23 protein-coding genes and 1 tRNA gene are annotated in these 24,928 nt (G+C 67.8%); 21 read left to right on the top strand and 3 right to left on the bottom strand.

Annotated elements, in window-relative coordinates:
- Positions 1-25 precede the first annotated feature (25 nt).
- From IPM73_14600 to hypE, 6 genes are all read left to right on the top strand, one after another.
- Entirely contained in the window at positions 26-283 is a 258-nt protein-coding gene (locus IPM73_14600) for a type II toxin-antitoxin system prevent-host-death family antitoxin (GenBank protein MBK8919230.1), read from the top strand.
- Positions 280-537 carry a Txe/YoeB family addiction module toxin gene (locus IPM73_14595; protein ID MBK8919229.1) on the top strand — a complete coding sequence of 86 codons (258 nt, stop codon included), beginning with the start codon at positions 280-282 and terminating at the stop codon, positions 535-537. Before IPM73_14600 ends, IPM73_14595 begins: the two co-directional genes overlap by 4 nt.
- A gap of 13 nt (positions 538-550) precedes the next feature.
- On the top strand, positions 551-796 hold the full coding sequence (locus tag IPM73_14590; GenBank protein MBK8919228.1) for a HypC/HybG/HupF family hydrogenase formation chaperone: 246 nt from the start codon (positions 551-553) through the stop codon (positions 794-796).
- The gene (gene hypD, locus IPM73_14585) at positions 796-1,923 is read left to right on the top strand and encodes a hydrogenase formation protein HypD (protein ID MBK8919227.1); all 1,128 of its coding nucleotides are present in this window, start codon (positions 796-798) and stop codon (positions 1,921-1,923) included. Before IPM73_14590 ends, hypD begins: the two co-directional genes overlap by 1 nt.
- An 11-nt stretch (positions 1,924-1,934) precedes the next feature.
- Positions 1,935-2,471: a hypothetical protein gene (locus IPM73_14580; GenBank protein ID MBK8919226.1), complete on the top strand. Its 537-nt coding sequence runs from the start codon at positions 1,935-1,937 to the stop codon at positions 2,469-2,471.
- A 62-nt stretch (positions 2,472-2,533) separates the two neighbouring features.
- The gene (gene hypE / locus IPM73_14575) at positions 2,534-3,526 is read left to right on the top strand and encodes a hydrogenase expression/formation protein HypE (GenBank protein ID MBK8919225.1); all 993 of its coding nucleotides are present in this window, start codon (positions 2,534-2,536) and stop codon (positions 3,524-3,526) included.
- Positions 3,527-3,545: 19 nt separating this feature from the next.
- Here the strand turns inward: hypE and IPM73_14570 are convergent, their stop codons facing one another.
- On the bottom strand, positions 3,546-3,755 hold the full coding sequence (locus IPM73_14570; GenBank protein MBK8919224.1) for a hypothetical protein: 210 nt from the start codon (positions 3,753-3,755) through the stop codon (positions 3,546-3,548).
- Between the two features lie 172 nt (positions 3,756-3,927).
- Here IPM73_14570 and IPM73_14565 point away from each other — a divergent pair, with 172 nt between their 5' ends.
- The 4 genes from IPM73_14565 to IPM73_14550 all read left to right on the top strand — a co-directional run bounded on the left by IPM73_14565 (position 3,928) and on the right by IPM73_14550 (position 9,625).
- On the top strand, positions 3,928-5,628 hold the full coding sequence (locus tag IPM73_14565; GenBank protein ID MBK8919223.1) for a hydrogenase maturation protein: 1,701 nt from the start codon (positions 3,928-3,930) through the stop codon (positions 5,626-5,628).
- Positions 5,625-7,091, top strand: coding sequence for a sigma-54-dependent Fis family transcriptional regulator (locus tag IPM73_14560; GenBank protein ID MBK8919222.1), 1,467 nt, complete (start codon positions 5,625-5,627; stop codon positions 7,089-7,091). Before IPM73_14565 ends, IPM73_14560 begins: the two co-directional genes overlap by 4 nt.
- Positions 7,092-7,173: 82 nt before the next feature.
- Complete coding sequence (locus IPM73_14555; protein MBK8919221.1) at positions 7,174-8,175, top strand: HupU protein; 1,002 nt, start codon at positions 7,174-7,176, stop codon at positions 8,173-8,175.
- A 28-nt stretch (positions 8,176-8,203) separates the two neighbouring features.
- Positions 8,204-9,625, top strand: a complete 1,422-nt coding sequence (locus IPM73_14550; GenBank protein ID MBK8919220.1) for a nickel-dependent hydrogenase large subunit — start codon at positions 8,204-8,206, stop codon at positions 9,623-9,625.
- Positions 9,626-9,631: 6 nt separating this feature from the next.
- On the opposite strand, the gene IPM73_14545 is transcribed toward IPM73_14550, so the two are convergent.
- On the bottom strand, positions 9,632-9,916 hold the full coding sequence (locus IPM73_14545; protein ID MBK8919219.1) for a hypothetical protein: 285 nt from the start codon (positions 9,914-9,916) through the stop codon (positions 9,632-9,634).
- Between the two features lie 12 nt (positions 9,917-9,928).
- Between IPM73_14545 and IPM73_14540 the strand changes: the two genes are divergently transcribed.
- A complete protein-coding gene (locus IPM73_14540) occupies positions 9,929-10,804 on the top strand; it encodes a putative selenate ABC transporter substrate-binding protein (protein MBK8919218.1) in 876 nt (291 codons plus the stop codon).
- Positions 10,801-11,628 (top strand): ATP-binding cassette domain-containing protein, encoded by an 828-nt coding sequence (locus IPM73_14535; protein ID MBK8919217.1) that lies wholly within the window; start codon positions 10,801-10,803, stop codon positions 11,626-11,628. Before IPM73_14540 ends, IPM73_14535 begins: the two co-directional genes overlap by 4 nt.
- 157 nt (positions 11,629-11,785) lie before the next feature.
- Here the strand turns inward: IPM73_14535 and IPM73_14530 are convergent, their stop codons facing one another.
- Complete coding sequence (locus tag IPM73_14530; protein ID MBK8919216.1) at positions 11,786-12,355, bottom strand: phasin family protein; 570 nt, start codon at positions 12,353-12,355, stop codon at positions 11,786-11,788.
- A gap of 294 nt (positions 12,356-12,649) precedes the next feature.
- On the opposite strand from IPM73_14530, the gene IPM73_14525 reads away from it, so the two are divergent.
- The 9 genes from IPM73_14525 to IPM73_14485 all read left to right on the top strand — a co-directional run bounded on the left by IPM73_14525 (position 12,650) and on the right by IPM73_14485 (position 24,928).
- On the top strand, positions 12,650-14,203 hold the full coding sequence (locus IPM73_14525; GenBank protein MBK8919215.1) for an ABC transporter permease subunit: 1,554 nt from the start codon (positions 12,650-12,652) through the stop codon (positions 14,201-14,203).
- A 133-nt stretch (positions 14,204-14,336) separates the two neighbouring features.
- Complete coding sequence (fdnG, locus tag IPM73_14520; protein ID MBK8919214.1) at positions 14,337-17,402, top strand: formate dehydrogenase-N subunit alpha; 3,066 nt, start codon at positions 14,337-14,339, stop codon at positions 17,400-17,402.
- Positions 17,403-17,499: 97 nt separating this feature from the next.
- The gene (fdxH, locus tag IPM73_14515) at positions 17,500-18,384 is read left to right on the top strand and encodes a formate dehydrogenase subunit beta (protein MBK8919213.1); all 885 of its coding nucleotides are present in this window, start codon (positions 17,500-17,502) and stop codon (positions 18,382-18,384) included.
- A gap of 115 nt (positions 18,385-18,499) precedes the next feature.
- Positions 18,500-19,120: a formate dehydrogenase subunit gamma gene (locus tag IPM73_14510; protein MBK8919212.1), complete on the top strand. Its 621-nt coding sequence runs from the start codon at positions 18,500-18,502 to the stop codon at positions 19,118-19,120.
- A gap of 88 nt (positions 19,121-19,208) precedes the next feature.
- Positions 19,209-20,117: a formate dehydrogenase accessory protein FdhE gene (fdhE, locus tag IPM73_14505; GenBank protein ID MBK8919211.1), complete on the top strand. Its 909-nt coding sequence runs from the start codon at positions 19,209-19,211 to the stop codon at positions 20,115-20,117.
- A 229-nt stretch (positions 20,118-20,346) separates the two neighbouring features.
- Positions 20,347-21,750: an L-seryl-tRNA(Sec) selenium transferase gene (locus IPM73_14500; GenBank protein ID MBK8919210.1), complete on the top strand. Its 1,404-nt coding sequence runs from the start codon at positions 20,347-20,349 to the stop codon at positions 21,748-21,750.
- Positions 21,747-22,052, top strand: coding sequence for a GIY-YIG nuclease family protein (locus tag IPM73_14495; protein MBK8919209.1), 306 nt, complete (start codon positions 21,747-21,749; stop codon positions 22,050-22,052). Before IPM73_14500 ends, IPM73_14495 begins: the two co-directional genes overlap by 4 nt.
- An 879-nt stretch (positions 22,053-22,931) precedes the next feature.
- Entirely contained in the window at positions 22,932-24,827 is a 1,896-nt protein-coding gene (selB, locus tag IPM73_14490) for a selenocysteine-specific translation elongation factor (protein MBK8919208.1), read from the top strand.
- A 5-nt stretch (positions 24,828-24,832) separates the two neighbouring features.
- Positions 24,833-24,928 (top strand) — tRNA-Sec (locus IPM73_14485).

The following is a 24,928-nucleotide window of genomic DNA, read 5'->3' as shown; positions in this document are numbered from 1 at the left end:
TCCAACGTTATGTACAGGAGCTAGCATGCGCGCCATCACCTACACCGAAGCCCGCAACAATCTGGCCGCCGAACTCGACCGGGTGGCCAACGATTACGACGTCACCATCATCACCCGCCAGAAGGCGGAAGCCGCTGTTCTCATGTCCCTCAAGGAGTACGAGTCCCTGATGGAAACGGCCCATCTGCTGCGCAGCCCCAAGAACGCCATGCGCCTGATGAACGCCATCGAAGATATCGAGAATCGCCGCAATATCGTGCGCCGGGAGTTGATCGACGAATGATCATTTCCTTCCACCCCCAGGCCTGGGAGGATTATTTGCATTGGCAGAAGTCGGATCGGCCTCGCTTGCGGCGGATCAATGCCTTGATCCGAGCCGTGCTAGAAGATGCCGAACGGGGCATCGGCAAGCCGGAGCCCCTCAAGTTCAATTTCAGCGGCTACTGGTCGCGGCGCATCGACGACGAGCATCGGGTGGTGTACAAGGTCGCCGACGAGGAAATCATCCTCGCCCAGTTGCGCGGACGTTACGACTGAAAGGGCAAGCACCATGTGTCTGGCGATTCCCGCCCAAGTGATCGAACTGCGCGACGGCGACAATGCCGTGGTGGACCTGGCCGGGGTGAAGAAGGAAATTTCCCTTGCCCTGGTGGATGGCGTGGCGCTGGGCGATTACGTCATCGTCCATGTGGGCTACGCGCTCAACAAGCTCGACCCCGAGGAGGCGGAAAAGACCCTGGCCCTCTTCGCCGAAATGGGGGGCGTGATGCCCGACGACGATCCGGTCATCCACTGATGAAATACATCGACGAATTCCGTGACGGCGAGGTGGCCAAGGGCCTGGCCGCCGCCATCCGCGCCGAGGTGCGGCCGGAGCGTCGCTACCATTTCATGGAATTCTGCGGCGGCCACACCCACGCCATTTCCCGCTACGGCGTCTCCGACCTGCTGCCCGACAATGTGCGCATGATCCACGGCCCGGGCTGCCCGGTCTGCGTGCTGCCCATCGGCCGCGTCGATCAGGCCATCCGCCTGGCGCTGGAGCAGGGCGTCACCCTGTGCACCTACGGCGACTGCCTGCGGGTGCCGGCCTCCGACAGCCTGTCGCTCTTGAAGGCCAAGGCCCGGGGTGGCGACATCCGCATGGTTTATTCCAGCGCCGACGCGGTGACCCTGGCCCAGAAGCACCCGGAAAAGCAGGTGGTGTTCTTCGCCATCGGCTTCGAAACGACAACGCCGCCAACGGCGGTGGCCATCAAGCAGGCCCAGGCCCTCGGCCTCGCCAATTTTTCCGTGCTCTGCTGCCACGTGCTCACGCCCTCGGCCATCTCCAGCATCCTGGAGTCGCCGGAGGTGCGCCAGTACGGCACCGTTCCCCTGGACGGTTTCGTTGGCCCGGCCCACGTCTCCACCATCATCGGCAGCCGGCCCTACGAATTCTTCGCCGAGGAATACCGCAAGCCGGTGGTCATCGCCGGCTTCGAGCCCCTGGACGTCATGCAGGCCATCCGCATGCTCATCCGCCAGGTGAACGAAGGCCGCGCCGAGGTGGAAAACGAGTTCTCCCGCGCCGTGTCCCGGGAGGGCAACCTCAAGGCCCAGCAATTGGTGGCGGAGGTCTTCGAGCTGCGCCGCGCCTTCGAGTGGCGGGGCCTCAATGTCGTGCCCTACTCGGCCCTGCGCATCCGCAAACCATTCGAGGCCTTCGATGCCGAGAAGCGCTTCCCGCTGGGCTACCAGTCGGTGCCCGATCACAAGGCCTGCGAATGCGGCGCCATCCTGCGCGGGGTCAAGAAGCCCCAGGACTGCAAGATCTTCGGCACCGTGTGCACGCCGGAGAATCCGGTGGGGTCATGCATGGTGTCATCCGAGGGCGCCTGTGCTGCCCATTACACCTACGGTCGCTACAAGGACGTCGCTTGAGGCCGGAGCCCATCATCACCGCCGAAGAAGCCACCGCCGCCTGGAAGCCGGTGAGCGGCGCCGCCCTGGTGGCTGTGGCCCTGGTCTGCGCCCTGCTGCTGGGCGTCCACGCCACCTCCCGCGACGGCTGGATTCCCCTGCTCGATTCGGCCAACCTGGCCTTCCACGAGGCGGGGCACCCCATCATCGGCGCTTTCAGCGACCGCCTCATGGTCTATGGCGGGACCATTTTCCAATTGGCCTTCCCGGCGGTAGTGGCCATTCACTTCGCCCGCCGCGGCGAACCGGCGGGGCTGGCCATGGCGGTCGTCTGGCTGGGGGAGAATCTCCTCAACGTGGCCCGCTACATGGCCGATGCCCGCGCCCAGGAACTGCCCCTGGTGGGCGGCGGTGAGCACGACTGGACGGAAATCTTCCTGCGCTGGGGGGTGTTGGCGAAGGACGTGAAAATCGCCGGCATCACCCGCTGGCTGGGGTACGCGCTGATGGTCGGCGCCGTGGTCTGGCTCTGGCGGCGCCATCAAAACGACAAACAGGAGACCCTGTGAGCGAAGGCAAGGTGCGGGCCGGTTACGTGCGGCCCCTGGACATCAAGCACGGGCAGGTGGACATGGCCCACGGTTCCGGCGGCCGGGCCATGGCCCAGTTGATCGAGGAACTGTTCGCCCGGGCGCTGGGCAACGAATGGCTGGCCCAGGGGGACGACGGCGCCGTGCTGCCCCATCCCGGCGAAGGCCGGCTGGTGATGGCCACCGACAGCCACGTGGTGTCGCCCCTGTTCTTTCCCGGCGGCGATATCGGCTGCCTGTCCGTCCACGGCACCTTGAACGACGTGGCGGTGATGGGGGCCCAGCCCTTGTGGCTCTCCGCCGCCTTCATTCTGGAGGAGGGCTTTCCCTTGGCCGATCTCGCCCGCGTCGTGCAGAGCATGGCGGAGGCTGCCCGGGAGGCAGGAGTGCCCATCGTCACCGGCGACACCAAGGTGGTGGAGCGGGGCAAGGGCGACGGCGTCTTCATCACCACCACCGGCGTCGGCGAGGTGCCTCCCGGTCGGGAGCTTTCCGGGCGCAAGGCCCGGGTCGGCGACGCCATCCTGCTGTCCGGCACCCTGGGCGACCACGGCATGGCCATCATGGCGCAGCGGGAGAGCCTGGGCTTCGACTCGCCCATCGTTTCCGACACGGCGGCGCTGCATGGCCTGATCGAAGCCGCTCTGGCCAGCGGCGCCGACATCCACGTGCTGCGCGACCCCACCCGGGGCGGCCTGGGTACGACGCTGAACGAGATCGCCAAGCAATCCGGCGTGGGCATGATGCTGCAAGAGAAGGCGCTTGCGGTGAAGCCGGCGGTGGCGGCGGCCTGCGAGTTCCTGGGCCTGGACCCGCTCTACGTGGCCAACGAGGGCAAACTGGTCGCCCTGTGCGCGGGAAGCGATGCCGAAAAGCTGCTGGCCGCCCTCAAGGCCCATCCCCTGGGCGTCGACGCCGCCATCATCGGCGAGGTGCGGGAGGATGCCCATCACTTCGTCCAGATGACCACCGCCTTTGGCGGCCGGCGCATCGTGGACTGGCTGAGCGGCGAACAACTGCCGCGGATTTGCTGAAACCGTGAGGAAGCGGGCGCTAATGCCGGGCGGCGATGACCACGGCCCGCACGCCGTCGAGTTCGTCGAGGACCATGGCGCGGGCGTCGGCCATGTCGTCGGCGTTGCGCACCCGGACCAGGTCGCGGGTGCCGTCGTGGTAGCGGACGGCGGCGATGTATTCGGCGGGGCGGCGCCCCGGTTTTCGGCTGCCTTTGGGGCTGGACCCCGCAACAGGTTTGGCGGTCATGGCTGTTTCTCCCTGGTTTTTATTGCGTGACTGAATCCATCTTATCCAAAGCTAAGCAACTGAAAAATAAGGCGAAGGTAATAGATTTATGCGCCATGGAAAGTTTCTTGCCGCAATCCCTTGTGCAGTGCGGCAACATTTTTTCAGCATGACTTGAAAAAACCCGCTCGGTATGCGAATTCTCATCCTCACCCACGCCTACAACAGCCTTGCCCAGCGCATCCACTGCGAGCTGGCGGCCCGGGGCCACGCCCTCAGCGTGGAATTGGACATCGCCGACTCGGTGAGCGAAGAAGCGCTGGCCCTCTTCCGTCCCCATCTCATCGTCGCGCCCTTCCTCAAGCGGGCCATCCCGGCATCGGTCTGGCGGGCGGTGCCCTGTCTGGTGGTCCATCCGGGCATCGTCGGCGATCGCGGCCCTTCGGCCCTGGACTGGGCCATCCAGGAGGGGGAGACGCGCTGGGGGGTGACCGTGCTCCAGGCGGAGGCGGAAATGGATGCCGGTCCGGTCTGGTCCAGTGCCGAATTTCCGCTGCGGCGGGCGCGCAAGTCTTCGGTCTATCGCCACGAAGTCACCGAGGCCGCGGTCGCTGCCGTGCTGCTGGCGGTGGAGCGGCTTGCGGTCGGGGATTTCGACCCGCAGCGTCCCGGGCCGCAGGCTCGGGGGCGGCTGCGTCCCTTGATGCGGCAGGCGGAGCGACGCATCGACTGGCAGGTGGCGAGCACGGCCGAGGTGCTGGCGCGGATCGGTGCCGCTGACGGCTTCCCCGGCGTCCTCGACACGCTCTTCGGGCACCCCTGCCGCCTCTACGATGCCTGGCCGGAAGCCGAACTGCACGGGGTGGCGGGAACGCTGCTGGCCCGGCGGGAGGGGGCCGTCTGCCGCGCCACCGCCGATGGGGCGGTATGGATCGGCCAGGTGCGGCGGGAGGGGGACGAGGCCTGCAAGCTGCCCACCACCGTCGCCTTTGCGGAATCCGGCGCGCTGCCCGAAGTGCCCCTGGAGGGTTGGTGGAAGCACCCCGCGCGCACCTGGCAGGACATCGCCTACGAGGAGGCCGACGCCGTGGGTTTCCTCAGTTTCGAATTCCACAACGGCGCCATGGGAACGGCACAGTGCCGGCGCCTGGGCGAGGCCTTGCGCTGGGCGGCGGGGCGGCCGACCCGGGTCATCGTCCTCCTGGGGGGCGAGGATTTCTGGTCCAACGGCATCCACCTCAACCTGATCGAGGCGGCGGAAAGTCCGGCCGACGAGTCCTGGGCCAATATCAACGCCATGGACGATCTGGCCGAGGCCATCCTCGGCTGTGCCAGCCACCTGACCATCGCGGCGCTGCGGGGCAACGCGGGGGCGGGCGGGTGTTTCCTGGCCCGCGCCGCCGACCAGGTCTGGGTGCGGGAAGGGGTGATGCTCAATCCCCATTACAAGAACATGGGCAACCTCTACGGCTCCGAACTGTGGACCTATCTGCTGCCCCCCCGGGTGGGCGAGGCGGGAGCCCGGGCCATCATGCAGCACCGTCTGCCCATGACCGCCCGCGAGGCCGTATCCCTGGGCTTCTACGACGCCTGTCTGCCAGGGCCCGCGGTGGCCTTCCGGGTGGACGTGGCCCGCCGTGCGGTGGAACTTGCGGCGGCCGCCGATTTTGCCCTGCGCCTGGCTGACAAAGCGGAGAGACGCGCCCGGGACGAGGCAGCCAAGCCGCTTTCGGCCTATCGCGCCGAGGAATTGCGGGAAATGCGGCGCAATTTCTATGGCTTCGACCCCTCGTACCACGTGGCGCGCTATCATTTCGTCAGGAAGTCGCCCCATTCCTGGACCCCGCGACACCTCGCCCGCCACCGTGACCTGGGATGGGAGACTCCGCCATGAACCGCAGAAGCGCCTCCACCGCCGCCAGGCTGCCCGTCGTCCTGGTCATCGACGACGAGGTGCGCTCCCAGGAGGCCCTGCGCCGCACGCTGGAGGAGGATTTCGAGGTTTTCTGCGCCTCCTCCGCCGAGGAGGGGGGCGAAATCATGCAACGGGAGTGGGTGCAGATCGTCCTCTGCGACCAGCGCATGCCGGACACCACCGGCATCCAGTTCCTCAAGGAAGTGCGCAGCCGCTGGCCCGACGCCATCCGCATCGTGCTCTCCGGCTACACCGACGCCGAGGACATCATCGCCGGGGTGAACGACGCCGGCATCTGGCAGTACCTGCTGAAACCCTGGCAGCCGGAGCACATGCTGCTCACCCTCAAGCGGGCCGCCGAACTCTGGCGCCTGCAACAGGACAACCAGCGCCTGACCCTGGAACTGCGCACTGCCCTGCCGGAATTGAAGACCCGGGTGGCGGGCAAGGTCGAGCGCGCCCGGGAAACCTTCGGCATCGCCGGGCTCACCCGGGCCAAGGACAGCCCCCTGCACGGCGTGTGCGAACTCATCGCCCGGGTTGCCCCCTACGACCTCTCGGTACTGGTCACCGGAGAATCCGGGACCGGCAAGGAGATGGTGGCGCGGGCCATCCACTACGAGAGCCGGCGCTCGGCCAGGCCCTTCATCCCCACCAACTGCGGCGCCGTCCCCGATACCCTGCTGGAGGCCGAACTTTTCGGCCACAAGCGGGGCGCCTTCACCGGCGCCGTCGAGGATCGTATCGGCCTCTTCCAGCAGGCGGACGGAGGCAGTCTCTTCCTGGACGAAATCGGCGAGACGAGTCCCGCCTTTCAGGTCAAGCTGCTGCGCGTGCTGCAGGAAGGCGAGTTTCGGCCCCTGGGCAGTTCCCGGTCGGTGGATGTCGATGTGCGGGTCATCGCCGCCACCAACAAGGATCTGGAAGAGGAGGTGCGGGCCGGGCGCTTCCGCGAGGATCTTTACTACCGCCTGGCGACCATCCCCCTCCATGTTCCGCCCCTGCGCGAGCGTCCCATGGACATTCCCCTCCTGGCCGAGCGCCTCCTGGATTCCGCCAGCCGAGCCCTGGGGCGTCCCCTGGAGGGCTTCAGTGCCGAAGCCCTGGCCTGCCTGGCCGCCTACCGCTGGCCCGGCAATGTGCGCGAGCTGCAGAACGAAATCCTGCGCATGGTGGCTCTGAGCGACGGGCCCCGTCTCGGCGCCGACCTGCTTTCGCCCCGCGTCCTGCGGGCACCGGTGGGGGAAACCCAGGCGGCCGAACTGGCCTGGCTGGCCAGTCTTTCCGGAGGGCTCAAGGAACGCATGGACCAACTGGAAGCCCAGGTGCTCAAGGAGGCCATGATCCGGCATCGCTGGAACAAGTCCCGCGCCGCCCGGGAACTCGGCCTGTCCCGCGTCGGCCTGCGCAGCAAGCTGGTTCGCTACGGCCTGGAGCAGTAGTGACACCCGCGGCCCACCCCCTTCGTTCGCCGCCCCCCGGGGCGCTCTCGGCCCCCCTCGGGGCGGCGCAGCGGGAGGCGTGATGCTCAAGGTGTTGTGGCTCCAGAGCGGCGGTTGTGGCGGCTGCACCCAGTCGCTCCTGGGCGCCGACCCGCGCCCCCTGTTTACCGAACTGCGCGAGGCGGGCATCGAATTTCTCTGGCACCCGGCATTTTCCGAACAGACGGGGGCGGAAGCCCTGGCCTTGCTGGAAGACTGCGCCAGCGGGGCGCGTCCCTTCGACATCCTGTGCGTCGAGGGCGCCCTGCTGCGGGGGCCGGCGGGCAGCGGCAAATTCCACCTCATGTCCGGCGACGGCCGCCCCCTCACCGACTGGGTCGGGCGCCTCGCCCGCCAGGCCCGCTGGGTCTTCGCCATCGGATCCTGTTCGGCCTACGGCGGGTTTTCCGCCAGCACCCCGGGGAATCCCCTCGAAGCCTGCGGGCTGCAATTCGACGCCGAAGAAGCGGGCGGCCTGCTGGGGAGCGGCTTCCGCTCCCTGAGCGGCCTGCCGGTGGTCAATGTCGCCGGCTGCCCGGTCCATCCCGGATGGGTGGTGGACAGCCTGGAAAAACTCGCCCTGGAAGGGCTCTCGCCGACGGACCTGGACGACTTCCAGCGCCCCCTGCTGTATGCCGAGCAGCTCGTGCATCACGGCTGCCCGCGCAACGAGTATTACGAATTCAAGGCCAGCGCCCAGAAGGCCTCCGACCTGGGCTGCCTGATGGAAAACCTGGGCTGCAAGGGCACCCAGGCCCATGCCGACTGCAATCTCCGGGCCTGGAACGGCAACGGTTCCTGCCTGCGGGGCGGTTACGCCTGCATCTCCTGCACCGAGCCGGGCTTCGAGGCGCCGGGACACCCCTTCCAGGAAACCCCCAAGGTGGCCGGCATCCCCATCGGCCTGCCCACCGACATGCCCAAGGCCTGGTTCGTGGCCCTGGCGGCGCTGTCCAAGTCGGCCACGCCCCGCCGCGTGCGGGAGAACGCCGTGGAGGATCACGCCGTGGTGCGCCCCCCGATCCGCAAGACGGGGCTCAAATAGTGGCGGGGCAGGGGGGGCGGGGGCGGTCATGCGCATAAGCGTCGGTCCCTTCAACCGGGTGGAGGGCGACCTGGAACTCAGCCTCGACCTGGACGCCTCCGGCCAGGTGGTCGAGGCTCGCGTCAATTCGCCCCTCTTCCGCGGCTTCGAACAATTGCTCGTCGGGCGGGCTCCGGCCGACGCCCTGGTGATCGTGCCGCGCATCTGCGGCATCTGTTCCGTCGCCCAGTCGGCCGCCGCCGCGTCGGCCCTGGCCGAGGCGGCGGGCCTCGTGCCGGCGCCCAACGGCGTCCTGGCCCGCCACCTCATCCAGGCGACGGAAAATCTGGCTGACCACCTCAGCCATTTCTACCTTTTTTTCATGCCCGACTTTGCCCGCCCCGCCTACGCCGGGCGGCCCTGGTACGCCGCCCTGGCCAGCCGGTTCATGGCGGTGAAGGGCAGCGCGGCCGCGGAAGTTCTTCCGGCCCGGGCCAATTTTTTGAAGCTCATGGGCTTCCTCGCCGGCAAGTGGCCCCATACCCTGGCCCTGCAACCCGGCGGCAGCACCCGCGCCATAACCGCCGCCGAGCGCATTCGCATCCTGGCCCTGCTGCGGGAATTCCGCACGTTCCTTGAGACCCGGCTTCTGGGGGATTCCCTGCCAGCCGTCGCCGCCCTGGACGGCCGCGATGCCCTGAGCGCCTGGGCCGCTGGGCGGCCGGGCGACTTTCCGGCCTTTCTCGCCGCCGCCGCTGACCTGGGTCTGGACCGGCTGGGCCGGGCCGGCCACCCCTACCTTTCCAGCGGCGCCTACGGTCTCTTCCCGGCCGGTGTCTGGTCGCCGCAAGGGGAGGGCGCGTCGCTCGATCCCGCCGCGATCACGGAAGATGCCCACCACGCCTGGCTCGCCGATGGCCCGCCGCTGCCCCCGGCGCGCGGCGAGACCCTGGTGGCGGCGGACAAGCCCTCCGGCTACACCTGGTGCAAGGCGCCCCGCTACGATGGCAGTCCGGCGGAAGTCGGCGCCCTGGCCCGGCAAACCGTCGCCGGTCATCCTCTCTTGCGGGACATGGTGCGCGGCACGGGCGGCAGCGTCACGGCCCGCGTCGTGGCCCGCATGGTCGAACTCGCCACCGTGCTCCCTGCCATGGAAACCTGGGTGCAGGCCCTGCGGCCCGGCGAGCCCTTCTGCACCCACGCCGATCTGCCCGACGACGCCGTCGGCGCCGGTCTGGTGGAAGCCGCCCGGGGCACCCTGGGGCACTGGATCAGCGTGCGTCGCGGCCGCATCGAGCGCTACCAGATCGTCGCCCCCACCACCTGGAATTTTTCCCCCCGCGACCAGCAGGAGCAGCCCGGCCCCCTCGAACAGGCCCTGGTCGGCCTGCCCGCCGGAGAGGGCGCCCCGCCCACCGTACAGCATGTGGTGCGCTCCTTCGATCCGTGCATGGTGTGTACGGTGCATTGACCAGGATCAGACGAGTTCGACGGGCGGGGCAATCTCTTCGTGCTTGGCTCGGCTGGCAAACCGCTTGTCAAAGGTGATCACTGCGACTTCGCCCGCGCTCAGAGCGGCGTGCAGCGAGTCCGGGAAATCCAATCCGGCTTCGTACCCCTGTAGCGCCTGCATCAAGGCGCCTTGGTCAAGCGAGGTTTCATGGATAATTCCCCTTGCGGTCTGCGTACCGCCCCAAGAAATCCGGCGCCACGGCGTCATGTAAGCTGCCTCGAGTTCCGCGGGGTGGCGGTTGTCGTTCAATTCGGAGTCCTTATGAACCTGTCCATCCTGCGCCGTCTGGCGCTCAAGGGGGCGGCGGTGCTTGCCGGCCTGCTCTCCCTCGCTTCCCTCCCGGCTTTGGCTGAAGACGTGCTGCGGGTTTCGGCCATTCCTGACGAGGCCCCTACCGAGTTGCAAAGAAAATTCGCCCCCCTGGGCCGCTATCTGGAAGCCCAGACCGGCATGAAGGTCGTGTTCACGCCGGTCTCCGATTACGCGGCGGTGGTTGAGTCCCTCGCCACCCGCAAGATCGACCTCGCCTGGCTGGGGGGGTTCACCTACGTACAGGCCAGGATACGCACCAACGGAACCGCCGTTCCTCTGGTGCAGCGGGAGGAGGATGCCCGCTTCACTTCGCGCTTCATCACCGCCGATCCGGCTATCAAGTCCCTGGCCGACCTGAAGGGGCGCAGCTTCGCCTTCGGATCGCCATCCTCGACTTCGGGCCATCTCATGCCGCGTTATTTCCTGCAGGAGGCTGGTCTCAATCCCGACAAGGATTTCAAGACCATCGCCTTTTCCGGCGCCCACGACGCGACCGTGGCCTTCGTCGCCGCGGGCAAGGCCGAGGCGGGGGTGCTCAATGCGTCGGTGTGGGACAAACTGGTGGAGCAGAAAAAGGTCGATCCGGACAAGGTCCGCGTGTTCGCCACCACGCCGGCGTACTTCGACTACAACTGGACGGTGCGCGGTGACCTCGATACGGCCCTGGTCAACAAGATCGCCGACGCCTTCCTGAAGCTGGACCCGGCCAATCCCGAGCACAAGGAAATCATGGCCCTGCAACGGGCTTCGCGCTTTATCCCGACCCGCAAGGAAAACTACGCGGGAATCGAGAAGGCCGCCCAGGCCGCGGGTCTCCTCAAGTGAGCTTTGCGCTGGCCGGGGTCGACCTGGCCTACGGCAAGGGCGCCAAGGCCCTCCAGGACGTGGGGCTGGCAGCGCGACAGGGCGAGCAGATCGCCCTTGTCGGCCCCTCGGGCGCCGGCAAGACCACCCTGCTGTCGCTCGTGGGCAGTGCCCTGGTGCCGACGGCGGGCGAGGCGATCATTCTGGGCCGAAGGGCGGCGGGGCTGGCCGCCGGTGAGCTGCGCCACCTGCGCAGCCGCATCGGTACCGTGCATCAGGCCCCCCCCATCCCCGGGCGGCAACGGGTGGTCACTGCTGTCCTGGCCGGACGCCTGGGCCGTTGGCCCCTGTGGAAGAGCCTGGCCTCGCTGCTCTATCCCCTGGATGTGGCCGGTGTCCGCGCGGTCCTCGAACGCCTCGACCTGACAGACAAACTGTTCGAACGTTGCGACCGCCTTTCCGGTGGACAACTTCAGCGGGTCGGCGTGGCTCGGGTGTTGTACCAGGAGCCGGAGCTCATCCTCGCCGACGAACCGGTCTCCGCCCTGGACCCGGCCTTGGCCACGGCCACGGTGCGCCTGCTCTGCGCCGAGGCCCGGGCCCGCGGCGCCACCCTGGTGGCCAGCCTGCACGCCGTGGATCTCGCCTTGGCGTCCTTTGCCCGCATCGTCGGGGTCAAGGGGGGGAGGGTCGCCTTCGACCTGCCGGTGGCCGAAGTGAGCGAAGCGCATCTGCACGAACTCTATGCCTGCGAGGGAGAAATCCTGCCCACCCTGGCCGGCGAACGGCCCGCGGATCTGCGTGCGGAAGCCACGGAGGAAGCGCGCCGGGCGGCGTGCTGCTGACGGGCCGGGATCGTCACGCCTCATGCCGAAACGCGCCGCCCTGCGTACCCTCCTGCTCCCCGGCCGCATTCTTGCGCGATGGCAGCGCAAGAGTGCGTCAATACGCAAAAAAATGGCCCTGCCAGGGGCAGAGCCAGGATGTGGGGGGGCGGCAGGCTTATTTCTTGGCCGGGGCCTTTTTGGCGGCGGTCTTGGCCGGCGCCTTGGCCGGGGCTTTCGCGGCCTTGCTCACCGCAACGGCCGTTGCCTGACCGGCCTCGGCGAGTTGCCGGGTCATGGCGGTGACCTGGTCGTAGGCCGAATTGGCCTTGCTCAGGGCATCCTGCATGGCGCTGACGAAGGCCTCGGAACCCGCGGGAGCCCCCTTGGTGGCCTGCTCCAGCAGTCGCCCGGCGGATTTCTGGAAGGCGCTGAACTGGGCCTCGACCACCTTGGCCAGTTCGTTCCGCGCTTCTTCAGAAACCTGTTGCAGGGCCTGGGTATAGGCCACGGCGCTGTCGATGGCGGGCTGCACCATGGCTGACTGCGCCTCGGCTGCTTCCTGGGGCGTCTTGGCGGCGAGAACCTTCTTGGTGCCCTGGGCGGAGTTCTTGAGGGAGCTGCGCACGGTGTTCATGTTGAGGGTGGCGATGCGCTCGACGGTTTCGAGCGCAGCGTTGGCGACCGACAAGAGGGCGTCGAGGGCAGCCAGATTGGATGCGGATAGTTCCTTCGGATTGATTGCCACGAATAGATCTCCTTTGCGAAATGAAGCGACGGAAAACCGCGCCCTCTTTCGACGAGGGGCTGCGGCAAAAAAAAGCGATCCTCCCGACATGCCCTGCGACCTGGCGATCCCCTGCGGGCTGCCCCGCGATTTCCTGCCGCCCGGCCACAGATGGCGCCATTCTACTTGCGTTGTCGCGTTCCGGGGCGCCATGCCTGTGGCTGCGCATCCCCATTTACCCGCGCGGGCAACTTCTGCGCCACGGTGCCCCACGGCCTCCCGGGCATCGACAAGTGGTCCGCCGAGGTTTCCAGGATGATTGCGCCAGCCCACCGCGACCCCGCGGCCTGCATTCGTCTGGGTGCCGTCCTCGCTGCGGTGGCCGTGCTGTGGCCGCTGTTTCGGTCCGCCGAGGTCGATCCGGTGGTGCTCTTCGATGGCGCCAATCTGCGGGTGATCGGAACATTCCTGGCGGGTTTCCTGCCCCTCGCCAGCGATGCGGAATTTCTCGCTCTCCTGGGGCGGGCGACCCTGGAAACCCTGGCCATCGCCACGGCAGGGATGGCCCTGGCCCTGCTCCTCGCGGTCCCCCTGGCGAGCTGGGCCAGCGGTGCCGCCCGGGAGCGGGTCAGCCTCAACCCCGTGGCGCGGGCCCTGCTCGTCGTCCTGCGGGGCATTCCGGAATTGGTCTGGGCCCTGGTTTTCGTGCGGGTCTTCGGCCTCGGTCCGGCCGCCGGGGTGCTCGCCCTGGGGCTCACCTATGGCGGCATGCTGGCCAAGGTCTATGCCGAGATTCTCGAGTCCAGCGACCCGCGGCCCGCCGAGGCTTTGCGCCGCAGCGGTTCCCGCCGCACGGCGGCCATCCTCTATGGAGTGCTGCCCCAGGCCGCCGGGGAACTGCTCTCCTATACGGTCTATCGCTGGGAGTGTGCCATCCGGGCCTCCGTGGTGATGGGCTTCGTCGGCGCCGGCGGCCTGGGCCAGCTCATGGATCAGGCCATGAAGATGCTCAACGGGGGCGAAGCGGCGAGCATCCTGCTGGTCTTCGTCGCCCTGGTGTTTGCCGCCGACCAACTGTCCGCCGTACTGCGACGGCGGCTCGACCGCCCCCCCCCGGCGCGCCGCTCTCCCTTCGGACCTTCCGCTTTCATCCTCGCAGTCGCCGCGGGCCTTGCCGTGGTGGAAAGCACCCGCTATCTCGACCTCCCGTTCGGGGCCCTGCTCACCCGGGAGGCCGCTGCATCCATCGCGGGATTCGTCTCCGAATTCTTCCCGCCCGACCTGTCCGCCGACTGGCTGGCCCGGGTTGCCCGGGGCACCTGGGAAACCCTGGCGATCGCCACGGTCGGCACCCTGTTGGCGGCGCTTGGCGGGCTGCTCCTGGCGTTGCCCCGCTGGCGCTTGCCCTGGTCCCTGGTCCTCAATGCCCTGCGCTCGGTGCCGGAACTGGTGTGGGCAACACTCACCGTCCTGGCGGCGGGCCTGGGTCCCTTTGCCGGAGCCCTGGCGCTGGCCCTGCATACCACCGGAGTTCTCGGCCGCCTCTATGCGGAAGCACTCCAGAACGCCTCGCCACGGCCTCGGGCGGCGCTCCAGGGGGCAGGCGCCGGCGGCGTGCTGGCGTTTCTCTACGGAACTCTGCCTGCCGCCCTGCCGCAGATGCTCGCCTATACCCTTTACCGCTGGGAAATGAACCTGCGCATGGCCGCCATTCTCGGCTTCGTGGGTGCCGGCGGCCTGGGGCAATTGCTTTACGTCGAGCTGTCTCTTTTTCACCACGCCCAGGCCGCCACCGTCATCGCCGCCATGCTTCTGCTGTCGATGCTCGTGGACGGGGCCAGCGCTCTGTTGCGGCGTGCCCTGGGGTAGCCCTCGAGGGCCGCATCAGCCCCGCGGCGACCCCTGGGTAAGCCCTTGGGAAACAGCGTCCTGGTGGCGAACCTCGCTCCACTTGTCTAGTCTTACGAGTGCGCAACCCGCGCCCTGGAGGAGACAAGTCAACATGAACGTTACACGGCGACAGTTCTTCAGAGTCTGCGCCGCCGGGCTGGGTGGGTCGTCCATCGCCATGATGGGCTTCTCGCCGACCGCTGCCCTGGCGGAAGTACGGACTTTCAAGCTGGCCCGCGCCACCGAGACACGGAACACCTGTCCGTACTGCTCGGTGTCCTGCGGCGTCCTCATCTACACCACCGGCGACAAGTCCAAGAACGCCCAGTCGACGATCATCCACATCGAGGGCGACCCGGACAATCCGGTCAATCGCGGCACGCTCTGTCCCAAGGGCGCCGGCTTGAAGGACATGATCCACAGCGCCAACCGCCTCAAGTGGCCGGAAGTGCGCGAGGCGGGCACGGCCGAGTGGAAGAAGATTTCCTGGTCGGACGCTTTCGATCGCATCGCCAAGCATATGAAGGCCGACCGGGACGCCAATTTCATGGCCCAGAACGCCGACGGCGTCACCGTCAACCGCTGGACCACCACCGGCTTCCTGGCCTCTTCGGCGGCCCAGAACGAGGTGGGCTACCTGACGGTCAAGACGCTGCGCGCCCTCGGCATTACCTCCCTCGATACCCAGGCGCGCATTTGACACGCTCCCACGGTGGCCAGTCTGGCTCCGAGTTTTGGGCGTGGCGCGATGACCAACCACTGGGTTGACATCAAGAATGCCGATCTCGTCTTCGTCATGGGCGGCAACCCGGCCGAAGCGCACCCCTGCGGCTTCAAGTGGGTGATCGAGGCGAAGAAGAACCGCAAGGCCAAACTCGTCGTCGTCGATCCGCGCTTCAACCGCACGGCCGCCGTCGCCGATTATTACGCGCCGATCCGCGCCGGCACCGACATCGCCTTCCTGGGCGGCGTCATCAATTACCTGCTGGCCAACGACAAGATCCACCACGACTACGTCAAGGCCTACACCAACGCGGCCTTCCTCGTGGATGGGGCCTTCAAGTTCGAGGACGGCATCTTCTCCGGCTACAACGAGGAGAAGCGCAGCTACGGCAAGGACACCTGGAAGTACCAGTTGGGCGACGACGGCTTTGCCAAGGTGGACGACACCCTGCAGGATCCGCAGTGCGTCTTCCAGTTGATGAAGGCCCACTACGCCCGCTATACGCCGGATGTGGTCAGCAAGATCACCGGCACGCCCAAGGACGCCTTCCTCAAGGTCTGCGAGTACATCGCGGAGACGGCGGCGCCCAACAGGACGATGACCAACCTCTACGCCCTGGGCTGGACCGAGCATTCCGTCGGTTCCCAGAACATCCGCTGCATGGCCATCATCCAGCTGCTGCTGGGCAACATGGGCATGGCGGGGGGCGGCATCAACGCCCTGCGCGGCCATGCCAACGTCCAGGGCATCACCGACTTCGCCCTCTACGCCCAGAACTTGCCGGGCTACCTGGGAGCGCCGCTGGATGCCGACAAGGATCTGGTCACCTTCCTGGAAAAGCGCACGCCCAAGCCCCTGCGTCCGGGGCAGATGAACTTCCCCCAGAACTTCCCCAAGTGGTTCGTCAGCCTGCAGAAGGCCTGGTGGGGCGACGCGGCGACCAAGGAGACCGACTTCGCCTACAGCTACCTGCCCAAGCTGGCGGGGGCTTCGGACACCCTGTCGATCTTCAATGCCATGTTCGAGGGCAAGATCAACGGCTTCTTCTGTCAGGGCTTCAACCCCCTGGCTTCGGTACCCAACAAGAAGAAGGTCGGCGACGCCCTGGCCAAGCTGAAGTACCTGGTCATCATGGACCCGCTGGCCACCGATACCTCTGAATTCTGGAAGCCCCACGGCGAGTTCAACGAGGTGGACCCGGGCAAGATCGCGACGGAAGTCTTCCGCCTGCCGACCTCGCTGTTCGCCGAAACCGCCGGCACTTTCACCAACTCCGGCCGCGTCATCCAATGGCGCTGGAAGGCGGCGGATGCCCCCGGCGACTCGAAGGACGACACCGAGATCATGGCGAACCTCTTCCTGAAGCTCAAGGAAATGTACGCCAAGGACGGCGGGGCCTTCCCCGACCCCATCCAGAAGCTCACCTGGGCCTATGCCCAGCCGACGAAACCCTCGCCGGAAGAGTTGTTGCGGGAGATCAACGGCAAGGCCCTCGCCGACGTCCTCGATCCCAAGGATCCCACCAAGGTGCTGGCCAAGGCCGGCGACCAGTTGGGCACCTTCGCCCACCTGCGGGACGACGGTTCCACCACCTGCGGCAACTGGATCTATTGTGGCGTCTGGTCCCAGGCCGGCAACAATTCGGCCCGCCGCGACAACGCCGATCCCTCGGGCCTGGGCCAGACCCTCAACTGGGGATTTTCCTGGCCGGTTAACCGGCGCATCCTCTACAACCGCGCCTCGGCGGACCTCGCCGGCAAGCCTTGGGATCCGAAGCGCACGGTGCTCAAGTGGGCGGGCGACAAGTGGGCCGGCAACGACGTGCCCGACATGCGCCCGGATGCCAAGCCGGAAGAGAACGTGATGCCCTTCATCATGAACCCGGAGGGTGTCGGCCGCCTGTTCAGCCGCGAGCTGATGGCGGAGGGTCCCTTCCCCGAGCATTACGAGCCCTTCGAGACGCCGCTGGAAGCCAACCCCCTGCACCCGAAGAACCCCAAGGCCACGAGCAATCCGGCCGCCCGGGTGTACAAGGGCGACATGGAGGCCTTCGGCAAGGCCAAGGACTTTCCCTACGTGGCGACCACCTACCGGCTGACCGAACACTTCCACTACTGGACCAAGCAGAGCCTGATCAACGCCATCATGCAGCCGGAGCAGTTCGTGGAAATCGGCGAGGAGCTGGCCAAGGAGAAGGGCATTGCGGCCGGCGACAGGGTCAAGGTGCGCTCCAACCGGGGCTTCATCAAGGCGGTGGCGGTGGTGACCAAGCGCATCAAGGCCCTGGAGGTGGAGGGCAGGAAGGTGCACACCGTCGGCATCCCCATCCACTACGGGTTCAAGGGGGCGACCAAGCCGGGCTTCATCACCAACACCCTGACGCCCTTCGTGGGCGACGCCAACGTGCAGACGCCGGAGTACAAGGCGTTCCTGGTCAACATCGAGAAGGCGTAAAGGAGAACTGGAATGGACACGACCCCCAGACTCACTGCGTTCGTCACCCCCCGAGGAGGGCACGCCCCCTTCGAGGCGGCTCATCAGGAGGCGTGACATGGCACTGCAATCCCTAGACATCAAACAGCGCTCCGCCACCACCACGCCGGCGCCCCAGGCCCGGCAGACGGTGGAAGTCGCCAAGCTCATCGACGTTTCCGCCTGTATCGGGTGCAAGGCTTGCCAGGTGGCGTGCATGGAGTGGAACGACGTGCGCGACGAGGTCGGCCACTGCCACGGCGTCTACGACAATCCGATGGACCTCACGGAAAACTCGTGGACGGTGATGCGCTTTTCGGAAGTGGAACAGAACGGCAAGCTGGAGTGGCTCATCCGCAAGGACGGCTGCATGCACTGTTCCGACCCCGGCTGCCTCAAGGCCTGCCCGGCCCCCGGCGCCATCATTCAATACGCCAACGGCATCGTCGATTTCCATCAGGAAAACTGCATCGGCTGCGGCTACTGCGTGACGGGCTGCCCCTTCAACGTCCCCCGCATTTCCAAGAAGGACAGCAAGGCCTACAAGTGCACCCTGTGCTCCGACCGGGTGGCGGTGAACCAGGCCCCGGCCTGTGCCAAGGCCTGCCCGACGGGTGCCATCCACTTTGGCAGCAAGGAGGACATGACGGACTACGCCGCCAAGCGGGTCACGGACTTGAAGGAACGGGGCTTCGACAAGGCCGGGCTCTACGACCCGGAAGGCGTCGGCGGCACCCACGTCATGTACGTCCTGCACCACGCCGACCAGCCCGGGCTCTACGCCGGCCTGCCGGCCAATCCGTCGATCAGCCCGCTGGTGGCCCTGTGGAAGGGCGCCGCCAAGCCCCTCGCCACCCTGGCCCTGGCCGGCGTCGCCCTGGGCAGCCTGTTCCACTACGTCACCAAGGGACCGAACGAGGTTTCCAAGGAGATTGAGGACGAGATCGAGAAGGAGGACGCATGAAAACCTATCCCCCGCCCCCTTTCCCGAGGAAAGGGGTGATTCCGGTTCAGCCGCTGTGCGGCTTCCACGCTGCTGACTCGTCGCCTCCTTGGGGCGGCCCTACGGAGGCGACATCATGATCCGCGATCCCAAAGACCTGCAACGCTACACGGCGCCCGAGCGGGCCAATCACTGGGTGGTGGGCATCAGCTTCATCCTGCTCGCCCTCTCCGGACTGGCCTTCTTCCATCCGGCCTTCTTTCCGCTGACCCAGTTGTTCGGCGGCGGGGTCTGGGCGCGCATCCTGCATCCCTTCATCGGGGTGCTGATGGCGGTGAGCTTCCTGGCCCTGTTCTTCCGCTTCAGGCGCCTCAACGCCATGACGCCGGCGGACAGGGCGTGGCTGTCCAGGGTGGGCGAAATGGTGGCCGGCGACGACCACAACATGCCGGAGCAGGGCAAGTACAACGGCGGCCAGAAGGCGCTTTTCTGGGCGCTCTCCCTGTGCATGCTGCTGATGGCCGTGTCCGGCGTCTTCATCTGGCGCGCCTATTTCGGCTTCGACATCACCCTGGTTCGCCTGGGGGCCGTCGTCCATGCCGCCACCGGCGCCGTGATGATCGCCCTCATCATGGTCCACGTGTATGCCGCCATCTGGGTCAAGGGCACCCTCCGCGCCATGTGGACCGGCACGGTGACCCGGGGCTGGGCCAAACAGCATCACCGGGGGTGGTACCGGCAGGTGACGGGGAAGTAGGGGCCGTTGCCGGTCTAGCCCATTCGATCAGCTTGCGCCTGCGGGGCGCCCGGGTCATCATCCCGGCGCCCCTTTTTCTTTCCCTGCCATGTCCTCAAAAATTTTCGATATCAAGCCCGTGGGCGATGTCCCGGCCATCCGCCTGCCCGATCCGGCCCGCCTTTTCCTCGACCGCGCCGAGCGTTTCGACGCCCTGGCCAAGGATCACAGCCTGGGCGAGTGGCTGTCCTTCCTCGGCCGCCTCACCCGCGCCCAGCACGAGGCCCTGGAAGAGGTCGCCGACGTCGGACTGCCCGACACCGACGAACTCGACCGCGCCCGCACCCACGGCATGCCCCCCCTCACTGCCGCTTCCTACAAGCGGCCCCCCGCCTGGCGCGCCGTCCTCGGCCGCATCGTCGAAACGGTGCAGCCCGACGCCCCCGAGGGCCTGCGCGACACCCTCGCCACCCTCCTGGTCACCAGCAGCGACGGCCTGGAGAAACTGGCCGACCAACTGCTCTCCAGCGAGCCGGACAAGAACGACCTGACCCGCCTGCCCCTGGTGGCCGCCGCGCTCCAGGTGCTGTTCACCCACCTCGCCGCCCAGCTCGACGCCGACCGCCTGCCGCCCATGGAAGCCCGCAGCATCTGTCCCTGCTGCGGCAGCCTGCCGGTGGCCAGCGTCATTCGCGCCGACGGCCCGGTGGAGAACCTGCGCTACGCCCACTGCACCCTGTGCAACACCGAGTGGAACGTGCCCCGCGCCACCTGTGTCCTGTGCGGCGACGACGAGCAACTTGCCCTGCACGAAATCGACGGCGACGACGGCATCGCCCGGGCCGAATCCTGCGACGCCTGCCACAGCTACCTGAAGATCATCTACCAGGGTCACAACGCCCACGTGGACCCGGTGGCCGACGACCTCGCTTCCATTGCCCTCGACATGCTGGTCGACGAAGCCGGCTTCGAGCGGGCTGGCCCCAATCTCTTGCTCATCGGAGCGGGCGGCGAGTAAGCTACAGCCAGGCTGTTCCGCCCACCGTTCGGGCCGAGCCCGTCGAAGCCCGAGCGAACCGCCCTGCGACGGGCCTGTCCTGAGCCATGTCGAAGGGCCTGTCCTGAGCCATGTCGAAGGGCCTGTCCTGGACCAAGTAGAAGGGCTTGGGGCGAGCGGGTGATACGGTCTACAGCCTTCGAGAAAAGCAGTTTCCTTCCACGCTTTCTGCCCGGTCCGGGTGAAAACGATGACCTCACCAAAACTCCACCTCCCTTCCGTCGACCGCCTGCTGCAGCAACTGGCCGACGCCATCGATTGCCACGGCCGCCAGCCGGTCAGCGCCTGCGTCCGTGCAGAACTGGCCGCCTCCCGGGAAGGCGCCCGGGGCGGCCTGCCGCTGCCGGACGAAGCCGCGCTCCTTGCCGCCATCCGTCGCCGCGCCGATGAATCCGGCCGCGCGCGCCTGCGGCCGGTGTTCAACCTCAGCGGCACGGTGCTCCACACCAACCTGGGCCGCGCCCAGCTGGCCGAGGAAGCCATCGCCCGCATGGTGGAGGCGGCCCGCGCCCCCTGCGCCCTGGAATACGACCTCGCCTCCGGCGGCCGGGGCGACCGGGACGACCTGGTGTCGCCTCTCTTGGCCGAAATCGTCGCCGGAGGCGACCCGGACATCGCCGCCACCGTGGTCAACAACAACGCCGCCGCCGTGCTCCTGTGCCTCAACGCCCTGGCCCAGGGCAAGGAAGCCGTGGTCTCCCGCGGCGAACTGGTGGAAATCGGCGGCGCCTTCCGCATCCCGGACGTGATGCGCCGGGCCCAGGTGAAGCTGGTGGAAATCGGCACCACCAACCGCACCCACGCCAGGGATTACGAGGAGGCCATCGGTCCCCGGACGGCGCTCCTGATGAAGGTGCACACCAGCAATTACGCCGTCACCGGCTTCACCGCAGCGGTGGAGGAGGGCGAGGTGGCGCGCATCGCCCACGGTGCCGGCCTGCCCTTGCTGGTGGATCTGGGCAGCGGCACGCTATGCGATTTCGCCGCCTACGGCCTGCCGGCCGAGCCGACGCCCCAGCAAGCCCTGGCCGCCGGGGCGGACATCGTCACCTTTTCCGGCGACAAGCTCCTGGGCGGCCCCCAGGCCGGCCTCATCGTCGGGCGCCAGGCGCTGATCGCCAGGATCAAGAAGAACCCGCTCAAACGCGCGCTGCGAGTGGGCAAGACGACGCTGGCCGCCCTCGAAGCGACCCTGCGCCTCTACCGTGACCCGGACCGCCTGCGCGAGCGCCTGCCCACCCTGCGCCTGCTCACCCGACCCCAGGCCGCCATGGCCGCCGTCGGGGAGCGTCTGCTGCCGGCCGTTCAGGCCGCCGTCGGCGCCTTCGCCACGGTGACGGTGGAACCCTGCGCCAGCCAGATCGGCAGCGGCGCCCTGCCGGCGGAGCGCCTGCCTTCCGCCGCCCTCGTCCTGCGCCCCACCGCCAGGCGTCCGGGTAAGGCCCTGCTCGCCCTGGAAGCCGCATTCCGCACCCTGCCCGTGCCGGTCATCGGCTCTATCCGCGACGATGCCTACCATCTGGATCTGCGTTGCCTCGAAGCCGGCGACGAGACCCGCTTCGCGGCCCAACTGGCCGAGCTCAGGCTGCCGTGAGCTTCACCGCCTACCTGCTCCACTGCGCCGATGGCTCGTATTACGCCGGCCATACGGACGATCTGCCGCACCGGCTGGGACAGCACCAAACCGGCGAGTGCGGGGGCTATACGGCGACGCGCCGCCCGGTCTCCCTGGCCTGGTCCCAGGAATTTGCGACACGGGAGGAGGCCCTGGCGGCAGAAAGGCAGATCAAGGGCTGGAGCCGGGCGAAGAAGGAAGCCTTGATAGCGGGGGATTGGAAACGAATACGGCAGTTGGCCTGGGGCACTGACAATCCATTGCCAGGGCATCTGAAATGAGCCACCACCGCCCGTCTCAAACGCCGTTCGCCCTGAAGGTTCGAAGGGTGCGCGGTGTTTGCGGCCTGTCCCCGGCATTCCCGCCCGTCCTTCGATACCTCAGGACGAACGGGAATGCCTCTGCCAAAGGCCGACCGGGGATGCCTCTGCCAAAGGCCGACCGGGGACGCCTCTGCCAAAAGCCGACCGGGGACGCCTCTCCCAAAGGCCGACCGGGGATGCCTCTGCCACGGACCGACCGGGGATGCCTCGCCACAGACCGACCGTCAGGCCGGTTCTGATGCTCCGGCAATGACTGACCAGTTCACCATTCAAACACCGTTCGCCCTGAGGTATCGAAGGGTGAATGGTGTTTGCGGACCATGCCTCGAACCCGGCGTCCCCGTTCGTCTTTCGCACCCTCAGGGCGAACAGGAAATCCTCCGCCGAGGACAGCGGGCCGGGCCTATTGGGACACCCCAGCAATGATTCGCCGGCACTCCATTCAAACGCTGCGCCCTGAAGGTTCGAAGGGTGCGCGGTGTTTGCGGCCTGTCCCCGGCATTCCCGCCCGTCCTTCGATACCTCAGGACGAACGGGAATGCCTCCGCTACAGAGCAACCGGGACGCCTCCGCCAAAGGCCGACCGGGGACGCCTCTGCCAAAGGCCGACCGGGGACGCCTCTGGCACGGACCGACCGGGGATGCCTCGCCACAGACCGACCGTCAGGCCGGTTCTGATGCTCCGGCAATGACTGACCAGTTCACCATTCAAACACCGTTCGCCCTGAGGTATCGAAGGGTGAATGGTGTTTGCGGACCATGCCTCGAATCCGGCTTCCCCGTTCGTCCTTCGCACCCTCGGGGCGAGCGGGGAAGCCTCTGGCGGACTAGGCCCAAATGATCGTCGGTACTGCCGGCCACATCGACCACGGCAAGACCACTCTGGTGAAGGCCCTCACCGGGGTTGATTGCGACCGCCTCAAGGAAGAGAAGGCGCGCGGCATCACCCTCGATCTCGGTTACGCCTACACGCCCTTACCAGCGGGCGGCGTCCTCGGCTTCATCGACGTCCCGGGCCACGAAAAACTCATCCACAACATGCTGGCCGGCGCCACCGGCATCGACTTCGCCCTCCTGGTGATAGCTGCCGACGACGGCCCCATGCCCCAGACCCGGGAGCACCTGGAGATCGTCGAACTCCTGGGCATCCGCCAGGGTGCGGTGGCCCTGACCAAGATCGACGCCGTGGCCCCGGAGCGCATCGCCGCCACCCGGGCCGAAATCGCCGAACTCCTCGCCCCCACCGTCCTGGCCGGTGCCCCGGTCTTTCCCGTAGCTGCCACCGGCGGCACCGGCATTGGCGCACTGCGCGCCCATCTCGAAGCGGCGGCCAGGCAACTGGGGGACCGTCAGGCTGCCGGCGGTTTCCGCCTGGCGGTGGACCGCTGCTTCACCCTGGGCGGCATCGGCACCGTGGTCACCGGCACCGCCTTCGCCGGGCAGGTTGCCGTGGGCGACACCCTCCTGCTATCGCCCCCCGGCAAATCGGTACGGGTGCGCAGCCTGCGTGTCCAGGACCAGCCGGCCGAGTCGGGCCGAGCCGGCCAACGCGTCGCCCTCGCCCTGGCCGGGGTGGAAAAGCAGGAAGTCGCCCGCGGCATGTGGGTGCTGGCGTCCCCCCTGCACGAACCGCTGCGCCACTTCGACGCCACCCTGCGCGTGCTGCCGGGCCAGCCGCCCTTGAAGCATGGGTTGCCGGTGCACCTTCACCTGGGCGCCGGCGACGTACCCGCCCGCGTCGCGCTGCTTGAGGGCGACACTATCGCCCCCGGCGCCAGTGGCCTGGCCCACGTCCAGGTCGACCGGGATATCGGCGCCCTGGCCGGCGACCGCTTCATCCTGCGCGATGCCGGCGCCCGCAGCACACTGGGCGGCGGCCAGGTGCTCGACATCTTTCCCCCCAGCCGGCACAAGCGCAGTCCGGAGCGCCTGGCCATGCTGGCGGCGCTCGCCGACCCCGATCCCACGGCAGCGTTGCGCCTGGCGGCGGAGAGCCTGCCCGCCGGCGTCGACCTCGCCCGCCACGCCCGCAACCGCAATCTGGATGCGGCGACCCAGGCCCGCCTGGTGGCCGCCCTGGGCCTCACCGTCATCGGCGGCACCGCCTTCGCCGCCAGCCGCTGGCAGGCCCTGCAGGCGCGGGCGCTGGAAGCCCTCGCCCACGAACATGAGCGCGCCCCGGACATGCCCGGCGTCGAGCGCGACCGGCTGCGCCGCCTGACCTTGCCGGCCTTGGCCCGCCCCGCCTTCGACGCCCTGGTGGACACACTCCTGGCCGCCGGCCGCCTGGCCCAGACCCACGCCTGGCTCCATCTGCCCGAGCACCGGGTGCAACTCGCCGCCGCCGACCGCGACCTCTGGCAGACCTTGAAACCCCTGCTCGACGCAGCCCCCTACGGGCCCCCCCGGGTGCGGGACATGGCCCGCGCCAGTGGCCTTGCCGAAGACACGGTCCGCGCCCTCATGAAGCGCGTCGCCCGCCTGGGCGAGGCCTATCCCGTCGCCCATGACCACTATTTCACGGCCGAGTCGATAGCCGACCTGGCCCGGCGCGTCGCCGCCCTCGCCACCCGTGACGGCGCCGCCCGCGCTGCGCCACTCCGGGACGAGATCGGCGGTGGCCGCAAGGTGGCCATCCACATCCTCGAATTCTTCGACCGGGTCGGCTACACTCGCCGCGTACGCGACACCCACGTGTTGCGCGGTTCTGCGGCGCAGTTCGGTCAGGCATGAACCACGGAAGAGATCGCTCCCCGGTGGGACGGACGGTCTTCAAAACCGTCAGGGCCTGTCAAACAGGCTTGGGTAGGTTCGACTCCTGCTCTCTTCCGCCA

The organism is Betaproteobacteria bacterium (assembly GCA_016720065.1).
Taxonomy (GTDB): Bacteria; Pseudomonadota; Gammaproteobacteria; order Burkholderiales; family Rhodocyclaceae; genus SSSZ01.
The sequence above is the reverse complement of the archived record's forward strand: the minus strand, read 5'-3'. Positions and strand labels throughout refer to the sequence as shown.

Coding starts and splice junctions, on each gene's coding strand:
- fdxH (MBK8919213.1), top strand. CDS start 17,500: ATGGCACTGCAATCCCTAGACATCAAACAGCGCTCCGCCACCACCACG.
- hypD (MBK8919227.1), top strand. CDS start 796: ATGAAATACATCGACGAATTCCGTGACGGCGAGGTGGCCAAGGGCCTG.
- IPM73_14550 (MBK8919220.1), top strand. CDS start 8,204: ATGCGCATAAGCGTCGGTCCCTTCAACCGGGTGGAGGGCGACCTGGAA.
- IPM73_14540 (MBK8919218.1), top strand. CDS start 9,929: ATGAACCTGTCCATCCTGCGCCGTCTGGCGCTCAAGGGGGCGGCGGTG.
- IPM73_14500 (MBK8919210.1), top strand. CDS start 20,347: ATGACCTCACCAAAACTCCACCTCCCTTCCGTCGACCGCCTGCTGCAG.
- IPM73_14510 (MBK8919212.1), top strand. CDS start 18,500: ATGATCCGCGATCCCAAAGACCTGCAACGCTACACGGCGCCCGAGCGG.
- fdhE (MBK8919211.1), top strand. CDS start 19,209: ATGTCCTCAAAAATTTTCGATATCAAGCCCGTGGGCGATGTCCCGGCC.
- IPM73_14525 (MBK8919215.1), top strand. CDS start 12,650: ATGATTGCGCCAGCCCACCGCGACCCCGCGGCCTGCATTCGTCTGGGT.
- IPM73_14570 (MBK8919224.1), bottom strand. CDS start 3,755: ATGACCGCCAAACCTGTTGCGGGGTCCAGCCCCAAAGGCAGCCGAAAA.
- hypE (MBK8919225.1), top strand. CDS start 2,534: ATGGCCCACGGTTCCGGCGGCCGGGCCATGGCCCAGTTGATCGAGGAA.
- IPM73_14595 (MBK8919229.1), top strand. CDS start 280: ATGATCATTTCCTTCCACCCCCAGGCCTGGGAGGATTATTTGCATTGG.
- IPM73_14600 (MBK8919230.1), top strand. CDS start 26: ATGCGCGCCATCACCTACACCGAAGCCCGCAACAATCTGGCCGCCGAA.
- IPM73_14590 (MBK8919228.1), top strand. CDS start 551: ATGTGTCTGGCGATTCCCGCCCAAGTGATCGAACTGCGCGACGGCGAC.
- IPM73_14560 (MBK8919222.1), top strand. CDS start 5,625: ATGAACCGCAGAAGCGCCTCCACCGCCGCCAGGCTGCCCGTCGTCCTG.
- IPM73_14565 (MBK8919223.1), top strand. CDS start 3,928: ATGCGAATTCTCATCCTCACCCACGCCTACAACAGCCTTGCCCAGCGC.
- selB (MBK8919208.1), top strand. CDS start 22,932: ATGATCGTCGGTACTGCCGGCCACATCGACCACGGCAAGACCACTCTG.
- IPM73_14555 (MBK8919221.1), top strand. CDS start 7,174: ATGCTCAAGGTGTTGTGGCTCCAGAGCGGCGGTTGTGGCGGCTGCACC.